The 17,538-nt window shown below is 70.9% G+C and carries 15 protein-coding genes and 1 pseudogene; 13 read left to right on the forward strand and 3 right to left on the reverse strand.

Annotation, left to right across the window (positions count from 1 at the left end; translation table 11 throughout):
* The first annotated feature begins 121 nt into the window (after positions 1-121).
* The 5 genes from QQY66_RS35745 to gatB all read left to right on the forward strand — a co-directional run bounded on the left by QQY66_RS35745 (position 122) and on the right by gatB (position 6,141).
* Entirely contained in the window at positions 122-2,365 is a 2,244-nt protein-coding gene (locus tag QQY66_RS35745) for a bifunctional diguanylate cyclase/phosphodiesterase (RefSeq protein WP_301984465.1), read from the forward strand.
* A 206-nt stretch (positions 2,366-2,571) separates the two neighbouring features.
* Positions 2,572-2,868: an Asp-tRNA(Asn)/Glu-tRNA(Gln) amidotransferase subunit GatC gene (gene gatC / locus QQY66_RS35750; protein ID WP_007384860.1), complete on the forward strand. Its 297-nt coding sequence runs from the start codon at positions 2,572-2,574 to the stop codon at positions 2,866-2,868.
* Positions 2,869-2,875: 7 nt separating this feature from the next.
* Positions 2,876-4,375, forward strand: coding sequence for an Asp-tRNA(Asn)/Glu-tRNA(Gln) amidotransferase subunit GatA (gene gatA / locus QQY66_RS35755; protein ID WP_301984468.1), 1,500 nt, complete (start codon positions 2,876-2,878; stop codon positions 4,373-4,375).
* Complete coding sequence (locus tag QQY66_RS35760; protein WP_301984469.1) at positions 4,372-4,611, forward strand: hypothetical protein; 240 nt, start codon at positions 4,372-4,374, stop codon at positions 4,609-4,611. The genes gatA and QQY66_RS35760 overlap by 4 nt, the downstream gene beginning before the upstream one ends.
* A gap of 15 nt (positions 4,612-4,626) precedes the next feature.
* A complete protein-coding gene (gene gatB / locus QQY66_RS35765; protein ID WP_301984470.1) occupies positions 4,627-6,141 on the forward strand; it encodes an Asp-tRNA(Asn)/Glu-tRNA(Gln) amidotransferase subunit GatB in 1,515 nt (504 codons plus the stop codon).
* Between the two features lie 54 nt (positions 6,142-6,195).
* Here gatB and QQY66_RS35770 read toward each other — a convergent pair whose 3' ends face one another.
* Complete coding sequence (locus tag QQY66_RS35770; protein ID WP_301984471.1) at positions 6,196-6,999, reverse strand: cyclopropane-fatty-acyl-phospholipid synthase family protein; 804 nt, start codon at positions 6,997-6,999, stop codon at positions 6,196-6,198.
* 188 nt (positions 7,000-7,187) lie between these two features.
* Between QQY66_RS35770 and QQY66_RS35775 the strand changes: the two genes are divergently transcribed.
* From QQY66_RS35775 to QQY66_RS35810, 8 genes and pseudogenes are all read left to right on the forward strand, one after another.
* Positions 7,188-7,475 carry a hypothetical protein gene (locus QQY66_RS35775; RefSeq protein ID WP_301984472.1) on the forward strand — a complete coding sequence of 96 codons (288 nt, stop codon included), beginning with the start codon at positions 7,188-7,190 and terminating at the stop codon, positions 7,473-7,475.
* A gap of 194 nt (positions 7,476-7,669) precedes the next feature.
* Entirely contained in the window at positions 7,670-9,904 is a 2,235-nt protein-coding gene (locus QQY66_RS35780) for an MMPL family transporter (RefSeq protein WP_301984473.1), read from the forward strand.
* Complete coding sequence (locus QQY66_RS35785; RefSeq protein ID WP_301984474.1) at positions 9,882-10,454, forward strand: GNAT family N-acetyltransferase; 573 nt, start codon at positions 9,882-9,884, stop codon at positions 10,452-10,454. The genes QQY66_RS35780 and QQY66_RS35785 overlap by 23 nt, the downstream gene beginning before the upstream one ends.
* Positions 10,455-10,489: 35 nt before the next feature.
* Entirely contained in the window at positions 10,490-11,077 is a 588-nt protein-coding gene (locus QQY66_RS35790) for a hypothetical protein (protein ID WP_301984475.1), read from the forward strand.
* A gap of 196 nt (positions 11,078-11,273) precedes the next feature.
* Complete coding sequence (locus QQY66_RS35795) at positions 11,274-11,459, forward strand: hypothetical protein (protein ID WP_301984476.1); 186 nt, start codon at positions 11,274-11,276, stop codon at positions 11,457-11,459.
* Between the two features lie 131 nt (positions 11,460-11,590).
* A complete protein-coding gene (locus QQY66_RS35800; RefSeq protein WP_301984477.1) occupies positions 11,591-14,647 on the forward strand; it encodes a helix-turn-helix transcriptional regulator in 3,057 nt (1,018 codons plus the stop codon).
* 29 nt (positions 14,648-14,676) lie between these two features.
* On the forward strand, positions 14,677-14,871 hold the full coding sequence (locus QQY66_RS35805; protein ID WP_301984478.1) for a type II toxin-antitoxin system RelE/ParE family toxin: 195 nt from the start codon (positions 14,677-14,679) through the stop codon (positions 14,869-14,871).
* 35 nt (positions 14,872-14,906) lie between these two features.
* Positions 14,907-15,103, forward strand: a pseudogene (locus QQY66_RS35810) (DUF6191 domain-containing protein).
* A gap of 9 nt (positions 15,104-15,112) precedes the next feature.
* Here QQY66_RS35810 and QQY66_RS35815 read toward each other — a convergent pair.
* Both QQY66_RS35815 and QQY66_RS35820 read right to left on the reverse strand, forming a co-directional pair.
* The gene (locus QQY66_RS35815) at positions 15,113-16,321 is read right to left on the reverse strand and encodes a sorbosone dehydrogenase family protein (protein WP_301984479.1); all 1,209 of its coding nucleotides are present in this window, start codon (positions 16,319-16,321) and stop codon (positions 15,113-15,115) included.
* 113 nt (positions 16,322-16,434) lie between these two features.
* Positions 16,435-17,433, reverse strand: a complete 999-nt coding sequence (locus QQY66_RS35820; protein WP_301984480.1) for an aldo/keto reductase — start codon at positions 17,431-17,433, stop codon at positions 16,435-16,437.
* Between the last annotated feature and the right edge of the window lie 105 nt (positions 17,434-17,538).

A 17,538-nucleotide genomic window follows, 5' to 3' on the forward strand; every position in this document is an offset into this window, starting at 1 on the left:
TCTCCTTGCTCAGAGAGGGCCTTGAAGGGCGAGGGGAAGGGTTTTCTGACGCGGCGCCGCTGAGGGATGTCCGGCACCGGGCCGCGTGGCGTGGGCACCGCCGGCTGTGAGAGGGACGGGAATGGAACCGACCGAGAGCGCCGCCCCATACGCGCGGCTGCGCCTGCGCCGGGTCGCCGACGCATGGCGGGCGAGCCGATGGGGCGGGCGGTCCGGGGGGCGTCCGGACACGGGGGAGCGCACCGCCGGGCAGCGTCCCGCGGCCGACGCGAAGAACACCGCACAGCTCACCGCCGACCGGTCGCACAGCGCACTGCCGGGCACCGACGCGGAACGGCACACATCCTGGCCCGCACTGCCCGCCGCGGTCGTGGCGGCGGCCGGATTCGTCCTGGGCGGCGGCTTCTTCCGCGCCTTCACCCTGGATCACGCCCTCTTCCCGTCCGGCGCCGTCGGCTGGTCGCTCGCCGTGCTGACCGGCATCATCGTCGGCCATCTGGTCGCCCTCGGCCGCGCCCGTTGGTGGGGCGGCACCGGCTCCGGCGCCGCCCTCACCCTCGCCGTCCTGATGCTGTACGGCTGGGTGCCCGCCGGAATGGTCAGCCTCACCGTCGTCGTCCTGGTCGGCGTGGCCCGCCGCAACCGCTGGCGGCAGGGCCTGCTGCACGGCGCGGTGGACATCCTCGGCATCGGCGCCGGCGCCCTGGTCCTGGCCGCCTTCGGCCGGGTGCCGTCCGTCGAGACCCCCTGGAACCCCGACACCTGGACCTTCTACACCGCCCCCGAAGTCATCCTCGTCGCGGTCGCCTACCTCGCGGTCACCCGCACCCTGCTCTGGTATCTGCACGCCCCGCGCACCGGCGGCCTGCCCACGGTCGCCCGCACCGCCCTGGTCAGACAGGGCCTGGTCACGGTCGCGCTGCTCGGCATCGCACCACTCGTGTGTGTCGTGGCCGTGGCCAAGCCGGTGCTGCTGCCGCTGTTCTCGATCCCGCTCATCGCCCTGGACTTCACCCTCTGGATAGCCAGGGCCCGCGCCGAGGAGCAACTGCGCGACCCGCTCACCGGGCTGCCCAACCGGCAGTGGCTGCTGGAGCGCATCTGGACCGCGTTGGACGACGCCGAGCGCATCGGCGCACGGTCCGCCCTGATGCTGATCGACCTCGACCGCTTCCGGTCGGTCAATGACACGCTCGGTCATCTCGCCGGTGACCGGCTGCTGCTGCAGATAGCCGACCGGCTGCGGGTGGCGCTGCCGCGGGGGGCGGAGGCCGCGCGGCTCGGCGGGGACGAGTTCGCCGTATTACTGCCGGTCGCCGACTCCACGACGTCCGCGACCCGTATCGCCCGGGCCCTGGTCGCCGCGCTCAGCTCACCGCTCGACCTCGACGGACTCACCCTCGTCCTGGAGGCCAGTGCCGGAGTCGCCGTCTTCCCCGACCACGCGCTCGACGCGGAGGGCCTGCTGCGCCGGGCGGACGTGGCGATGTACCAGGCGAAGCGGGACCGTACGGGCGTAGAGGTCTATGAGTCCAAGCGGGACTCCAACACCCCGGACCGCCTCGGCCTGTTGGGCGATCTGCGGCGTGCGCTCGACGCGCACGAGGTGGAGCTGCACTACCAGCCCAAGGTCCGCTTCGACGGGCAGGTCGCCGGTCTTGAGGCGCTGGTCCGCTGGGTGCACCCGGAGCGCGGGAAGGTGCCGCCGGACGAGTTCATAGCGATCGCCGAGTCGTCCGGGCTGATGCCGCATCTCACGGAGTACGTGCTGGACACGGCGCTCGCGCAGGTCGCGCGGTGGCGGGCGCAGGGGCTGTACGTACCGGTCGCGGTGAACGTGTCCCCGCGCGACGTCCACACCCCCGGGTTCGCGGGTTCGGTGGCCGCACGCCTCGCCCGGCACGGCGTCCCGGCGGGCTCGCTCCAGCTGGAGATAACGGAACATGTGCTCCTGGAGGATCCGCAGCGGGCCGCCGACACCCTCGCCGGACTGACCGGGCACGGCGTGAAGATGTCGCTGGACGACTTCGGCACCGGGTACTCGTCGCTGGTGCATCTGCGGCGGCTGCCGGTGAGCGAGCTGAAGATCGACCGTTCCTTCGTCGCCCGGCTGGCCTTCGACGTCGAGGACGCGGAGATCGTGCGGTGCACGGTGGATCTCGCTCACTCGCTGGGTCTGCTCGTGGTGGCGGAAGGCGTCGAGGACGACGAGACGTGGGAGCGGCTGCGGGATCTGCGCTGTGACGCGGTACAGGGGTGGCTGGTCGCGGCGGCCATGCCGGCGGAGGAGACGACGGCGTGGTTGCGGGCGCGGGGGTCGCGGGGGTGGCAGCGGCCGCGGGCGGCGTTGCCTGCGGCTGACTAGGTTCTTTTGTCGCCGGCCCGCCGTGGGGGTTTTCGTCGTTGGCGGCTGCGGCGCCGTTGTGGCTTGTCGCGCCCACGCGGCGGAGCCGCATATCGATACAGCCCCGCGCCCCTGAAGGGGCGCTCTCGAAACCGTTTCACTGACATGGGTCCCCGCCCCATAGGATTGGCCCCAAACCACACGCACTCACCCCAGAGGATCGCTGCATGCCTGGCATCACGCGCGAGGAGGTCGCCCACCTCGCCCGGCTGGCGCGTCTGGAGCTGAAGCCCGAAGAGCTCGAGCACTTCGCGGGACAGCTGGACGACATCATCGGCGCGGTCGCACGCGTCAGTGAGGTCGCCGACCAAGACGTACCGCCGACCTCGCACCCGCTCCCGCTGACGAACGTCATGCGGGCGGACGAGGTCCGTCCGTCGCTCACCCCCGAGCAGGCGCTCTCCGGCGCCCCGGCCCAGGAGCAGCAGCGTTTCAAGGTGCCGCAGATCCTGGGGGAGGACTAAGACCACCATGACGGACAACAGCATCATCAAGCTCACCGCCGCCGAGACCGCCGCGAAGATCGCCTCCGGTGAGCTCACCGCGGTGCAGGTCACCGAGGCCCACCTGGCCCGTATCGAGGCCGTCGACGAGAAGGTGCACGCCTTCCTGCACGTCGACCGCGAGGGCGCGCTGGCCCAGGCCCGCGCCGTCGACGAGAAGCGGGCGGGGGGCGAGAAGCTCGGGCCCCTCGCCGGCGTTCCCTTGGCGCTGAAGGACATCTTCACCACCCAGGGCATCCCGACCACCGTCGGCTCGAAGATCCTCGAGGGCTGGATCCCGCCGTACGACGCGACGCTCACCAAGCGGCTGAAGGCCGCCGACGTCGTCATCCTCGGCAAGACCAACATGGACGAGTTCGCCATGGGATCGAGCACCGAGAACAGCGCCTACGGGCCTACCGGCAACCCCTGGGACCTCACCAAGATCCCCGGCGGCTCCGGCGGCGGTTCCTCCGCCGCGCTGGCCGCGCACATGGCCCCCCTCGCCATCGGCACCGACACCGGCGGTTCCATCCGCCAGCCGGCCTCCGTCACCGGCACGGTCGGTGTGAAGCCGACGTACGGGGCGGTCTCCCGCTACGGCATGGTCGCGTTCTCGTCCTCCCTCGACCAGGGCGGGCCCTGTGCCCGTACGGTCCTGGACGCGGCGCTGCTGCACGAGGTCATCGCCGGGCACGACCCGATGGACTCCACCTCGATCGACGCACCCGTCCCGCCGGTCGTCGAGGCCGCCCTGAGCGGCAGCGTCGAGGGCATGCGCGTCGGCGTCGTCAAGCAGTTCCGCGGTGAGGGCTACCAGGCCGGTGTCATCCAGCGCTTCGACGAGTCCGTCGCCCTGCTCAAGGAGTTGGGCGCCGAGATCGTCGAGCTGGACTGCCCGTCCTTCGACCTGGCGCTCTCCGCGTACTACCTGATCGCGCCCTCCGAGTGCTCCTCCAACCTCGCCCGCTTCGACGGCCTGCGCTACGGCCTCCGTACCGGCGACGACGGCGCGCACTCCGCCGAGGAGGTCACCTCCCTCACCCGCGAGGCGGGCTTCGGTCCCGAGGTGAAGCGCCGGATCATGCTCGGCACGTACGCGCTGTCGAGCGGCTACTACGACGCGTACTACGGCAGCGCCCAGAAGGTCCGTACGCTCATCACGCGTGACTTCGAGAAGGCCTTCGAGCAGGTCGACGTGATCGTCTCGCCGACGACGCCGACCACCGCCTTCCCGATCGGCGAGCGTGCCGACGACCCGATGGCGATGTACCTCGCGGACCTGTGCACCATCCCGACCAACCTGGCGGGCAACGCGGCCATGTCGCTGCCCTGCGGTCTCGCGCCGGAGGACAACCTCCCGGTCGGCCTGCAGATCATCGCCCCGGCGTTGAAGGACGACCGCCTGTACAAGGTGGGGGCAGCCGTCGAGGCCGCCTTCGTGGAAAAGTGGGGGCACCCGCTTCTGGAGGAGGCACCGTCGCTGTGAGCAAGCTGTCCAAGGCCAAGGACTTCAAGAAGTCCAAGTCCGGTACGTACCTGTCGATTGCCACCACCGCGTTCGGCGCGATCGGTGTCGCCAAACAGATCAAGAAGGCCCGCGCCGAGCAGGACACGCTCCGGCTGATCGACGCCACCGTCTCCGCGGTCGCGGTCGTCACCGGCCTCGCCATCCTGTACCGCGAACTGAAGCGGCTGGGCGACGACGACGTCCTGCTGGGCTGAGAGGGAAGTTTCACCGTGACCACCACGACCGACCTGGTGTCGTACGAGGACGCTCTCGCGTCGTACGACCCCGTCATGGGCCTTGAGGTCCATGTCGAACTCGGCACCAAGACCAAGATGTTCTGCGGCTGTTCGACCGCGCTCGGTGCCGACCCGAACACCCAGACCTGCCCGGTCTGCCTCGGCATGCCCGGCGCGCTCCCGGTCGTCAACGCGACCGGCGTCGAGTCCGCGATCAAGATCGGTCTCGCGCTGAACTGCGAGATCGCCGAGTGGTGCCGTTTCGCCCGGAAGAACTACTTCTATCCGGACATGCCGAAGAACTTCCAGACCTCCCAGTACGACGAGCCGATCGCCTTCAACGGCTATCTCGACGTACAGATGGAGGACGGCGAGACCTTCCGCGTGGAGATCGAGCGCGCCCACATGGAGGAGGACACCGGCAAGTCGACGCACGTCGGCGGCGCGACGGGCCGTATCCACGGGGCTTCGCACTCGCTGCTCGACTACAACCGCGCCGGCATCCCGCTCATCGAGATCGTCACCAAGCCGATCGTCGGCGCGGGCGAGCGTGCTCCCGAGGTGGCGAAGGCGTACGTCCGTGAGCTGCGCGAGCTCATCAAGGCGCTCGGTGTGTCGGAAGCCCGCATGGAGATGGGGCAGATGCGCTGCGACGTGAACCTGTCGCTGCGCCCGCACGGCCGGGAGAAGTTCGGTACGCGGTCCGAGACGAAGAACGTCAACTCGCTGCGTTCCGTGGAACGTGCGGCCCGTTACGAGATCCAGCGGCACGCGGCCGTCCTCGGCGGCGGCGGGACGATCATCCAGGAGACCCGGCACTTCCACGAGGACACCGGGTCGACGACCTCGGGCCGCGTGAAGGAAGAGGCCGAGGACTACCGGTACTTCCCGGAGCCCGACCTGGTGCCGGTCGCCCCGACCCGCGAGTGGGTCGAGGAGATCCGCGCCGGGCTGCCCGAGCTGCCGCTGGTGCGCCGCAACCGGCTCCGCGAGGAGTGGGGGATCTCGGCGACCGAGATGCAGGCGATCCTCAACGCCGGTGCGCTGGAAGCGATCGTCGCCACGATCGAGGCCGGTGCGGACGCCGCCTCCGCCCGTAAGTGGTGGATGGGCGAACTGGCCCGCAGCGCCAACGAATCCGGCAAGTCGCTGGACGAGCTGGCCATCACGCCGGTGCAGGTCGCCCGGGTCGCCGAGCTGGTCTCGAAGGGCGACCTGAACGACAAGCTGGCCCGCCAGGTCATCGAGGGCGTCCTCGCGGGCGAAGGCACCCCGGACGAGGTCGTCGACAAGCGGGGTCTGAAGGTCGTCTCCGACGAGGGCGCGCTCGGCCAGGCCGTCGACGACGCCATCGCCGGCAACCCGGGCATCGCGGACAAGATCCGCGGCGGCAAGGTGGCCGCGGCCGGCGCCCTGGTCGGCGCGGTCATGAAGGCGACCCGGGGGCAGGCGGACGCGGCTCGCGTCAAGGAGCTGATCCTGGAGAAGCTGGGCGTCAGCGAGGGCTGAGCCCACACTCGTAGTACGGCCCCGGAGGCAAGTCCTCCGGGGCCGTCGCCTTGCCTACTTGCGGCGCCCCACGAGCCGTACGAAGCCCAGCGCGCGGCCCTCGTCCACCCGCACCATCTCGCCGACCCGGCGGGCCATCGAGCGATGGAACTCCTTGGGGCTCTCCTCGGCGACCACGTCGCACCACAGCAGCCAGTCCCGCCAGCCCTCGTCCAGCCAGTCGGCCGCCTCCACCTCGACGGCGCCACCGCGTGTCCAGTGCCGTCGCCACCAGTCGGCGGTGTGGAAGCACCAGAAGTCGGGCTCCCAGTAGGGCTTGAGATGTTCCGGGGGCTCCGTGCCCTCCGGCTCCTCCCGCAGTGCGGGCACGACGACACCGATCCGCCCGCCGGGCTTCAACAGCCGTGCCAGGGTGGGCAGATACAGATCATTCGTACCGAAGTACTGGTACGCGTCGATGCTCACGATCGCGTCGAAGCTGCCCTCGGCGAACGGCAGGTCGTGTGCCTCCACGCGCACAGGCAGCACACGGTCGGCGAAACCGGCCTCGGCGATCCGCCGGGCGTTGTCGTCGGGGTCGATCCACAGGTCGGCGGCGGTGACCTGGGTGTCGTACTCCCTGGCCAGGAAGACCGAGGTCATGGCCCGGCCGCAGCCGAGATCGAGGACACGGGCGCAGGGGCGGAGGGTGTCCAGGCCGAGGGCGGGGGCCAGCCACTCCAGCAGCCACAGCGCGTTCGGGCCCATCTGGTTCTCGACGACCCAGCGGACGTCGTAGCTGTTGCTGCGCGGGTAGCGGGCGTGGGTCAGCCGCTTGGTGAGGTCATCGTGGGACGTCCTCGGGGTGATGTCTGGCATCGGTGAACGGGCTCCTTGAGTCCTGGGAAGCGGAGAGGGATACGGAGGAGCTCGGTCGGACGCTCAAACAATGCACCTGCTTCGGCCGGCGGCGAGGTGCCGCGAGAAGGGCGGACCTTCGGAAGCTAACAGCCGCATCCAGCACTCCGCACCCGATTTCTCAGCCGGAGGCGCTACGCTCGCGCGCCATGAACGGACGCGGTGAATCCGAGACCCCCGAGGACTCCGTGCAGGAGGTGCGACGGGCCCGCTGGACGGCGGCCGGGACCGGGGCGCTGCTCGCCCTCGCCGGTCTGGCCGCGTCGGCGCTCCGAGCCGGCGGCTCCGCGCCGACGGTCGTTCCGGCGGCGTACGCCTTCGGTGCGCTCGTGTGCGCGCTCGCGTCGGTCCTGGGGTCCCGGGGGCGTACCCGAAGGGCGTTGTGGCTGCTGATCATCGGGGCGATGGTGATGGCGCTGGGCGACCAGTTCGACTGAGGTGACAGAGCGGCCGTTACTGTCCTGTGATCTGCCTCCCACTCCTGTGAATAAGCCCACGAACGCGATAAACGATCACTTCTGCCTGCAAGAGTGGTCCTCGCATTGCTCATACGTTCTTTGCGGGCCGTTCACGTCCTGAACGACTGTTCCCGGTCAAAGATCCACAAATCGTCACCCCTGGGAGCACGTTCGTGGCAGCCCTTGCACGCTGGTGTGTCCAACGCCGCCTCGTCGCCGTTCTGCTGTGGCTCCTCGCCTTCGGCGGGGTGACCGCGGGCGCCGCCGTCGCCGGCGCCGCGTACTCGAACGACTACCAGGCTCCCGGCACCGAGTCCGGGCGCGCCACCCAGCTGCTGCAGGACGGCTTCCCCGAACTCGGCGGCGACAGTGACACCGTTGTCTGGCACACCGCGTCCGGCACCGTCCGCGCCGCCGACGTCGAACAGACCATGACCCGCACCCTGAACGAGATCGCGGAACTGCCCGGCGTGGCCACCGTGATCAGCCCGTACGACGGCCAGGGCGCGGCGCAGATCAGCGGCAACGGACGTACGGCCTACGCGACCGTCACCTTCGACGACCCGGTCGAGTCCATCGACAGGTCCGAGGCACAGGCCGTCGTCAGCGCCGCCAAGTCCGCGCAGTCCGACGGGCTTCAGGTGGAGCTGGGCGGCAGTGCCATCGCGCTGACCGAGTCGTCCGGCGGGCACCTCGCGGAGATCGTCGGGGTGGCGGTCGCCGCAGTCGTGCTGTTCCTCGCCTTCGGCTCGCTCGCCGCCTCGCTGCTGCCCATCGCCACCGCGCTGGTGAGCGTCGGCACGGCGTACGCCGGGATCGTGCTGCTCGGACATGTCATGACCGTGGCCGACTTCGCGCCCATGCTCGGCATGCTGATCGGGCTGGGCGTCGGCATCGACTACGCGCTCTTCATCGTGACCCGACACCGCCGCGGCCTGAAACGCGGGCTGTCCGTCACCGAATCGGTCACCGGCGCCGTCGCGACGACCGGGCGCGCGGTGGTCTTCGCGGGCGCCACGGTGTGCATAGCCCTGCTGGGCATGCTGATCCTGCGGCTGAACTTCCTGAACGGCGTCGCGATCGCCGCCTCGCTGACCGTGGTCCTCACGGTCGCCGCCGCCGTGACCCTGCTGCCCGCCCTGCTGTCCTTCATCGGCACACGGGCGCTCAGCCGTCGTGAGCGCCGCAGGCTCGCCGAGCACGGTCCCGAGCCCGAACTGCCGACCGGGTTCGCGGCTCGCTGGTCGGCCTTCGTGGAACGGCACCCCAAGAAGCTCGGCGCGGTCGCCCTCGCCGTGATCACGCTGCTCGCCCTGCCCACACTCGGGCTCCGCCTGGGCACCTCCGACCAGGGCAACAACCCCGGGACGACGACCACCAGGCAGGCGTACGACCTGCTGGCGGGCGGTTTCGGGCCTGGCGTCAACGGGCCGCTCACCCTCGTCACCGCCGTCGACGGAGCCGAGGACAAGCTCGCCCTCGACAACCTCGACGCCACCCTCCGCACCACCGAGGGCGTCGCGTCCGTGACACCGGTGACCTACAGCTCCGGCGGCCACACCGCGTATCTGACCGTCGTGCCGCAGTCCTCGCCGCAGTCGCAGAAGACCAGCGCCCTCGTCGACCGGCTGCGCACCGAGGTGCTGCCGCGTGCCGAGACGGGCACCTCGCTGGATGTGCACGTCGGCGGAGTGACGGCGGCCTACGACGACTTCGCCGAGGTCATCGTCGGCAAGCTGCCGCTGTTCGTGGGCGTCGTCGTCGGCCTCGGCTGTCTGCTGCTCCTGCTCGCCTTCCGGTCCGTCGGCATCCCGCTGAAGGCCGCCGCGATGAACGTGGCCGCCGTCGCCGCCGCGTTCGGTGTCGTCGTCGCGATCTTCCAGTGGGGGTGGGGGAGCGAGCTGCTGGGGCTGGGGCGGGCGGGACCGATCGAGCCGTTCCTGCCGGTCATCATGGTGTCGGTGCTGTTCGGCCTCTCCATGGACTACCAGGTCTTCCTGGTCAGCCGGATGTACGAGGAGTGGCTGGAGACCGGCGACAACCGGCGGGCCGTCCGTATCGGCCTCGCCGAGACCAGCCGGGTGATCAACTCCGCCGCCGTCATCATGATCTCGGTCTTCCTCGCCTTCGTGCTCAGCGGCGACCGCGTGATCGCCATGTTCGGCATCGCGCTGGCCGCCGCGGTCGCCCTCGACGCCTTCGTCCTGCGTACGTTGCTGGTGCCGGCCCTGATGCATCTGCTCGGCGGCGCCAACTGGTGGCTACCGCGCCCGCTGGAGAAGTACCTCCCGCGCATCAGCATCGAGCCGCCCGAGTCCCGCGCCGCCCATGAGAGGCTCGCCGACGTCGACGTCGTGGAGCAGCTGGAGAAGGAGCGGGATCAGGATGTACGCGATATCCCTGGGTGACGACGCTGAACTGCGGCCCCTGGAGCCCTGGCACGCCGAGGAGTTCCTGGCTCACCTGGAGCGCGGGCGGGAGTTCATCAACCAGTACGTCCCCTTCGGCTCCAAGGCCACGGACGTGCCGTCCGCCCGGCAGGCGCTCCAGCGGTACGCCGACATGCGCGCCGCCGACACCGGTTCCCTGCACGGCATCTGGCTCGACGGCAAGCTCGTGGGCGGCGTGCTCTTCCTGAACTTCGACGCCGAGCACGGCAACGGCGAGGTCGGCTGCTGGCTGGAGCCCGCCGGTACGGGCCGCGGGCTCGTCACGCGCGCGATGCGGGTCCTCATCGAGTTCGCCGTCGAGCAGCGCGGCATCCACCGGATCGAATGGGTGGCGGCCGCGGGCAACACGGCCAGCCTGAACGTGGCCCGGCGGCTCGGAATGACCCGCGACGGCATACGGCGGGAGGCGCACCCCTATCGTGGCGTACGGCACGACCTGGAGGTGTGGTCGATCCTCGCCCCCGAATGGCGTGAAGCACGCGCGCGTGCCACTGACAGCGATCATTAAGAGACTTCTCAGACAGGATCCGTACGGTGCGCAGCATGGGAACCAAGACAGACGACGAAACCGGTGTCGAGACGGGCACCGAGGCCACGACCGACCAGGAGAAGGTGGACGTCACCAAGGCCGACGAAGAGACCGGGACCGAGGGCGCGGCCGAGCCGTCCGACATCGAGTCCGCCGAGGACGAGGACGGTGACGAGCTGCCCGAGGCCCAGGTGAAGGAGTCGTCCGGAGTGGGTCAGGGCGTCGGCGCCATCGTCTCCGCCGCGCTCGGCGTGGTCTCGCTGACCGGCAGCTGGGTCGGCACGGTGGCCTCGGCGAGCGAGGAGATCCACGGCCAGCTGGAGATGCAGGCCGCGTCGAACGCGAGCGTCGCCACGCAGCTTCAGGCGGTCTACGGCGACGCCTGGGAGGCCACCGCGCTGTGGGGCGGGGCCTTCGCGCTGGTCGCGCTGCTCATCGGCGTCGCGGTCCTCGCCCGGCCGGCGTTCGGCGTCCCGGGCAAGCCGCAGCCGGTGTGGATCAAGTCGGTTTCCTGGGCGGGCGTCTCGCTCGGCGTCATCGGGCTGCTGCTCGCCGTCCTCACGTACACCGACGTCCTGGTCGGCCTGCCCTCCACGAGCTGAACCATCGCAGGTCCTGAGGGGTCTTAGGGCATCCGTAAGCACCTTACGGAGTTCCTGGGACCCCTCACGCACGTCTAAGGCACCGCCCACCGCCGAAGATGCGGAACTCTCCCGATGTGGCGGACCCCCCTGGGAGACGAAGGTTGAGGCATCGCAGAAAGCGAGACCCGAAACCGACTCTCACCAGGGAGACACCATGTACGAGTACGAGATGCTGCAGCTCCGTTCCGCCGAGCTCATCCGCCAGGCAGAGCGGGAGCGGCTTGCCCGCGAGGCCGTCCGCGCTCGCCGCGCCGCCCGCCGCGAAGCGGCCCGACGCACCGCCGAGCCGGACAGCCATACCCACCGCCCACGCCGGCACCGGTTCGCCCGGGTCGCATGAGCGCGGGGGAGGGCGGGGGTGCAGGGGCCGTACCGACCAGCGGTACGGCCCTCGCTCGCACTCCGGCTCGGACCACTGTCCCGACGACCACCTCGAAGAAAACCGGTCCCGCGTTGTCGGACCCCCGTGCGATGCTCGGGGCTGTGGAGACCAGGTCCGTAAGTCCCGTTTTCGTCGGCCGTGGTGACGAGCTGGACATGCTGAACGACGCGCTCGCCGGCGCCGCTGCCGGCGAGCCGCAGGCGTTACTGATCGGCGGTGAGGCCGGGGTCGGCAAGACGCGGCTCGTCGAGGAGTTCGCCACCGCGGCGTGCCGGCAGGGCGCGGTCGTCGCGCTCGGCGGCTGTGTCGAGATCGGCGCCGACGGACTGCCTTTCGCCTCCTTCTCCGCCGCCCTGCGTGCCCTGCGCCGCGCCCTGCCCGAGGAACTGGCCGCCGCGGCCGCCGGACAGGAGGAGGAACTGGCCCGGCTGCTGCCCGAGATGGGCGAGACACTCACCGCGCGGGCCACGAGCCGGGACGACGAGGAGGCCATGGCCCGCCTCTTCGAACTCACCGCCCGCCTGCTGGAGCGCGTCGCCGCCGACCACACCGTCGTCGTCGCGCTGGAGGACCTGCACTGGGCCGACGCCTCCGCCCGCCACCTCCTCGCCTACCTGTTCCGCACGCTGCGCACCGGCCGCCTCGTCGTCCTCGCCACCTACCGCTCCGACGACATCCACCGCCGCCATCCACTGCGCCCCCTGCTCGCCGAACTCGACCGGCTGCGCACGGTCCGCCGTATCGAACTCAGCCGCTTCAGCCGCGAGGAAGTGAGCCGCCAGATCGCCGGCATCCTCGCCGCCGAGCCCGACCCCGCCCAGGTCGACGAGATCTTCCAGCGCTCCGACGGCAACGCCTTCTTCGTGGAGGAACTCGCCGTCTCCGCCGCCGAGGGCTCTCGCACCGGGCTCACGGACTCCCTGCGCGATCTGCTCCTGGTCCGGGTCGAGGGCCTGCCCGAGAGCGCCCAGCGGGTCGCCCGGATCGTCGCCGAGGGCGGCTCCGCCGTGGAGTACCGGCTGCTCGCCGCCATCGCCGGGCTCGCCGAGGACGACCTGATCGAGGCGCTGCGGGCCGCCGTGAACGCCAACATCCTCAGCGCCGCCCCCGACAAGGACGGCTACCGCTTCCGCCACTCCCTGGTCCGCGAGGCCGTCGGCGACGATCTGCTGCCCGGCGAGCGCTCCCGGCTCAACCGCCGCTACGCCGAAGCCCTGGAGGTCGACCCCACGCTCGTCCCCGTCGACGAGCGCGTCATGCGCCTGGCCAGCTACTGGTACCACGCTCATGACGCCGCCAAGGCCCTGCCCGCCGTCCTCGCCGCCTCCGTCACCGCCCGCCGCCGGCACGCCTACTCCGAACAACTCCGGCTGCTGGAGCGGGCGATGGAGCTGTGGGACACCGCCCCCGAGGAGATCCGCGCCACGCTGCGCCCCGTCGACTACACCGAGGTCTATCCCCCCTGCGGCTGCGATCCCGCCACCACCCCGCTGCGCTCCCTCGACCTGATGGCCGAGGCCGCCGTCGCCGGGCGGCTGTGCGGGGAGCGGGAACGCGCCCTGAAGATCACCAAGCGGGCGATTCGGCTGCTGGAGGACGAGGGAGACTCCCTGCGCGCAGCCTGGTTCTGGAACCAGCGGGCCCGGCTGATCCAGGCCCTCGGCCGCGGCGACGGATGGCAGGAACTGGCCACCGCCCAGAACCTCGTACGCGGCCTGCCGCCCTCCGAAGTGCATGCCGAGGTCCTCTCCTCGGTCGCCAACTGGTCGATGCTGCACAACCCCGGCCCCGACGCGCTCACCGCCGCCGAACGCGCCGTGGAGTACGCCCGCATGGTCGGCGCCCGCGACATCGAGATGAACGCACGGCTGACCTTCGGCGGACTCATGATCGACTCCGGTGACATCGAGCCCGGGCTCGCCCAGGTGTACCGGGTCAAGGAGCAGGTGGCCACGCTCGGCGACGTCTCCGTGATGGGCCGCGCCTTTGTGAACCTGCCCTCCCACCTGGAAGGCATAGGCCGCTCACAGGAGGCCGTCGCCGTGCTCCAGGAAGGCGTCGATTTCGCCCGGGGACTGGGCCTGCCGGACACCGAGGCCTGGGTGTGGGGCAATCTCGCGGACTCCCTCCACTCCCTGGGCCGCTGGACCGAGGCGGCCGAAGCCGCCGACACTTCGGAGCGTGTCGGCCAGAGCGCAAAGCCCCGCGGCTTCCGCGCCAAGACGCATGCCCTGCTCGCGCTCGCCCGCGGTGACCTGGCCGAGGCCGGCCGCCAACTGTCCGCGGCCCGCGGGCACTTCGGCACCCACGACAACGTGCCCCAGCTCGAGCTGCCGCTGGTCCGCATCGCGATCGGCATCGCCGTCGCCGAGGGCCGCCTCCTCGACGCCCGCGCCGAACTCGAGCGCGTCCTGGACACCGGCTTCCCACCCGGCACCCAGCGCTACGCCTGGCCCCTGCTCCTCACCGCCGCCACCGCGGAGGCCGACGCCCGCGGCCTGTCCACCGCCGATGCGGGCCGGGCCGAGATCCTCGACCGCATCCGCACCGCCACCAAAACCTTGGCGACGAACGTCCCCGTCTGGCAGGCGTACGAACGCTGGGTCCGCGCCGAACTGCTGCGGGCCGAGGCGCGCGGCACCCCGGACGACTGGTCCGAGGTCGTCGCCGCCTTCGAATGCCTCGACCGGCCCTACCATCTCGCCCGCGTCCGGTACCGCCTCGCCGAGGCCCTGCTGCCGTCCGGCGGCGACGACGAACGTGACCGGGCCGCCGAGCTGCTCCGCCTCGCCCATGCCGTCGCCGACCACCTCGGCGCCCGCCCACTGGCCGACGCGACCGCCCTGCTCGCCCAGCGCGCCCGCCTCGCCCTGACCCACACCCCCAAGCAGCCGCTCGCCCCCGCCGACCCGGCCGACGCCCTCGGCCTCACCGGCCGGGAACGCGACGTCCTGCGCCTGGTCTCCGCCGGCCGCACCAACCGCCAGATCGCCGAGGAACTCTTCATCTCCCCGAAGACCGCCAGCGTCCACGTCTCCAACATCCTGTCCAAACTCGGCGTCTCGGGCAGGGGAGAGGCGGCGGCGGTGGCGCATCGGCTGGGGCTGTTTCCGTCGGGGCATGAGGACCGGCTCGCCGCGCGATAATGGAGGTCGGCCACTCGGGAGGAGCCGTCTTGTACCAGATTGAGTTCACCGAGCGTGCTGCGGCACAGCGAGATGCGCTCCCCGAGGACCGACGCAAGCTTCTGGAGCGCGGGCTCTTGAGACTCGCCGAGGACCCTTTCACGACGGTGTCGCAGGCCGTCAGCGGTGAGGACATCCGGATCGTCTCCGTGGCGGTCCTCGATCAGTCGCTCATAGACGAATAATCACCGCTGCCACGTGGCCCGGGGAAGGAAGAACCATGTTCAACGCCTTCGAGGAACTGTTCTCCCCGGGCCGCAAGCACACCCGTGACGAGCAGAACCGGCTGGAACTGACCCGGGAGGATGTCGGGGACGGGCCCCCGGGCGCGGTCCGATAGATCTTGCGTCCGGGAAGGTCGTCGTACGGCAGTCGACGCCGGATGAGGACGACACGGAGTCCGCCGCCGGGGAGTGAGAGGCGGGCCTACTTCACCTGCACCTCCAGGATCCGGTCGTCGCCGCCGGACGGGGAACCGCGCCCGTCGGTCTCACTGGTCACCAGCCACAGCTTGTCGCCGCCCGCCGAGACCACTGTGCGCAGCCGGCCGTACTCGCCTTCGAGGAAGGCCTGGGGGTCGGCCGAGGCCTCCGTGCCCTTGAGGGGGATGCGCCACAGGCGTTCGCCCCTCAGGCCCGCCATCCAGACGGAGCCCTCGGCGTAGGCGATGCCGCTGGGGGAGGCGTCCTCCGTGCCCCACTGGGCTATGGGGTTGTGGTAGGCGGAGTTGTCGGACTTGCCCTCGGCCTCCGGCCAGCCGTAGTTGTCGCCCGGCTTGATCGCGTTCAGCTCGTCCCAGGTGTTCTGGCCGAACTCCGCGGCGAACAGCCGCTGTTTGGAGTCCCAGGCAAGGCCCTGCACATTGCGGTGGCCGTAGGAGTACACGGGCGAGTTCGAGAACGGGTTGCCCGGTGCCGGGTCGCCCTCCGGGGTCAGGCGGAGGATCTTGCCGCCCAGGGAGTCCTGGTCCTGGGACAGCCCTTCCTCACCGCTCTCGCCCGTGCCCGCGTACAGCATCTTGTCCGGGCCGAAGGCGATCCGGCCGCCATTGTGGATGAAGCCCTTGGGGATGCCCCGGAAGATCGTGTTGGGCGCGCCGAGCTGTTCGCCGGACGGTTTCCCCTCCTCGTACAGCATGCGGACGATGCGGTTGTCCGAGGCCGAGGTGAAGTACGCGTAGATCATGTGGTCCGAGGCGTAGTCCGGGGAGAGCGCGAGGCCCATGAGGCCGCCCTCTCCCGCCGGGGACACCCCGGGCACCTCGCCCAGCTCGGTCTTCTTGCCCGTCTCCGTGTCGACCCGGGTGACCGTGGCCTCGTCGCGTGAGGAGACCAGCAGGTCGCCGTCGGGGAGCGGGGCCAGGCCCCACGGGGTGCTCAGGTCCTCGGTGACCGTGCGCACGACCTTCACCGAGCCCTTCGCGGGCGGGGTGGCCTCGGCGGCCTGTCCCGAGGGCGATGACTGCGGGCTCGTACCACCCGCTGAAGCGCTCTCCTCGCCGCCCGACGATCCCGAGCCTCCGTCGTCGGAGGAGCAGCCGGCCGTCAGCAGGAGTGTGGCGGCGGCCAATACGGCCGCCACAGCTCGACGTTGCACGATCATGGTCCCTTCGACGCGGCGAGTTCTACTTGTCATACACCGCTCGCGCCCCACAGGTTCCCGATCAGCCAATCCCGAATCACCCCAGGGCCAACCAAGCTCCGGACATCGGCACCAGAACGTCCCGAAACGTCCGCAACCCGCCGCGTTCAGTCCCAGGACCCCTGCGCCCCCGGCAGCTCCGCCACCTCCGCCAGGTCCCGCGCCGTGAGCCCCACCCCGGCCGCCGCCGCGTTCTCCGCCACCCAGCGCTCCTGCTTGGCGCCCGGCACCGCGACCGCATGGCGTCCCTGGGCCAGCACCCATGCCAGGGACACCTGGGCGGGTGTGATGTCCTCGCCATGGCGGCGCGCCACCCGGCGCAGACCGGCCACGATCGGCTGGTTCGCGGCCATCATCTCGGCCGTGAAGCGGGGGTGACGGGCCCGGACGTCGTCCGGTTCGAAGCCCTCGCCGGGTGTGAGCGTGCCGGTCAGGAAGCCGTTGCCGAGCGGCATCGCCGCCAGGAAACCGACGCCGCGCGCCTCGCACCACGGCAGCAGCGTCTCCAGCGCCTCCGGCGACCACACCGACAGCTCCGCCTGCACCGCGCTCACCGGGAAGACCTGCTGCACCCGCTGCAACTGCCGGACCGTCGCGTCGTGCAGCCGGGCCCCCGGCCGCCGCCCGGAGCGCGCGCCCACCGCGCACAGCCCCAACGCCCGTACCTTTCCGGCCTGGACCAGCTCCGCCATCGCGCCCCAGGTCTCCTCGACCGGAACCTCCGGGTCCGCTCGGTGCAGCTGGTAGAGGTCGATGTAATCGGTCTGCAGTCGCCGCAGCGACGCGTCGCACGCCCGCTTCACATAGCCCGGCCGCCCGTTGGCCACGACGTGCTGCTCGCCGACCAGCAGGCCGACCTTCGTCGACACGAAGGCGTCCTCGCGGCGCTCCTTCAGCACCCGCCCCACCAGCAGCTCATTGGTGAACGGGCCGTACATGTCGGCCGTGTCGAGCAGGTTCGTGCCCAGATCGAGCGCCCGGTGCACGGCCCTGAGCGACTCGTCGCCCCGCTGCCGCGAGCCGCTGTACGCCCAGCTCATCGGCATGCACCCGAGTCCGACGGCCCCCACCACGAGCGCCGCCGCGCCGATCGTCCTGCGCTCCACCTGCCCGTAACCCTCCCTCTTCCGCGCCCCCAACCTAACCTCTGAGCCCTCGCACCCCTGACCTAGGGCCTGTCCCGCGGATCCTGCCGCAGACGCGGGGCTGAT

The sequence above is a fragment of the Streptomyces sp. DG2A-72 genome, assembly GCF_030499575.1.
Taxonomy (GTDB): domain Bacteria; phylum Actinomycetota; class Actinomycetes; order Streptomycetales; family Streptomycetaceae; genus Streptomyces.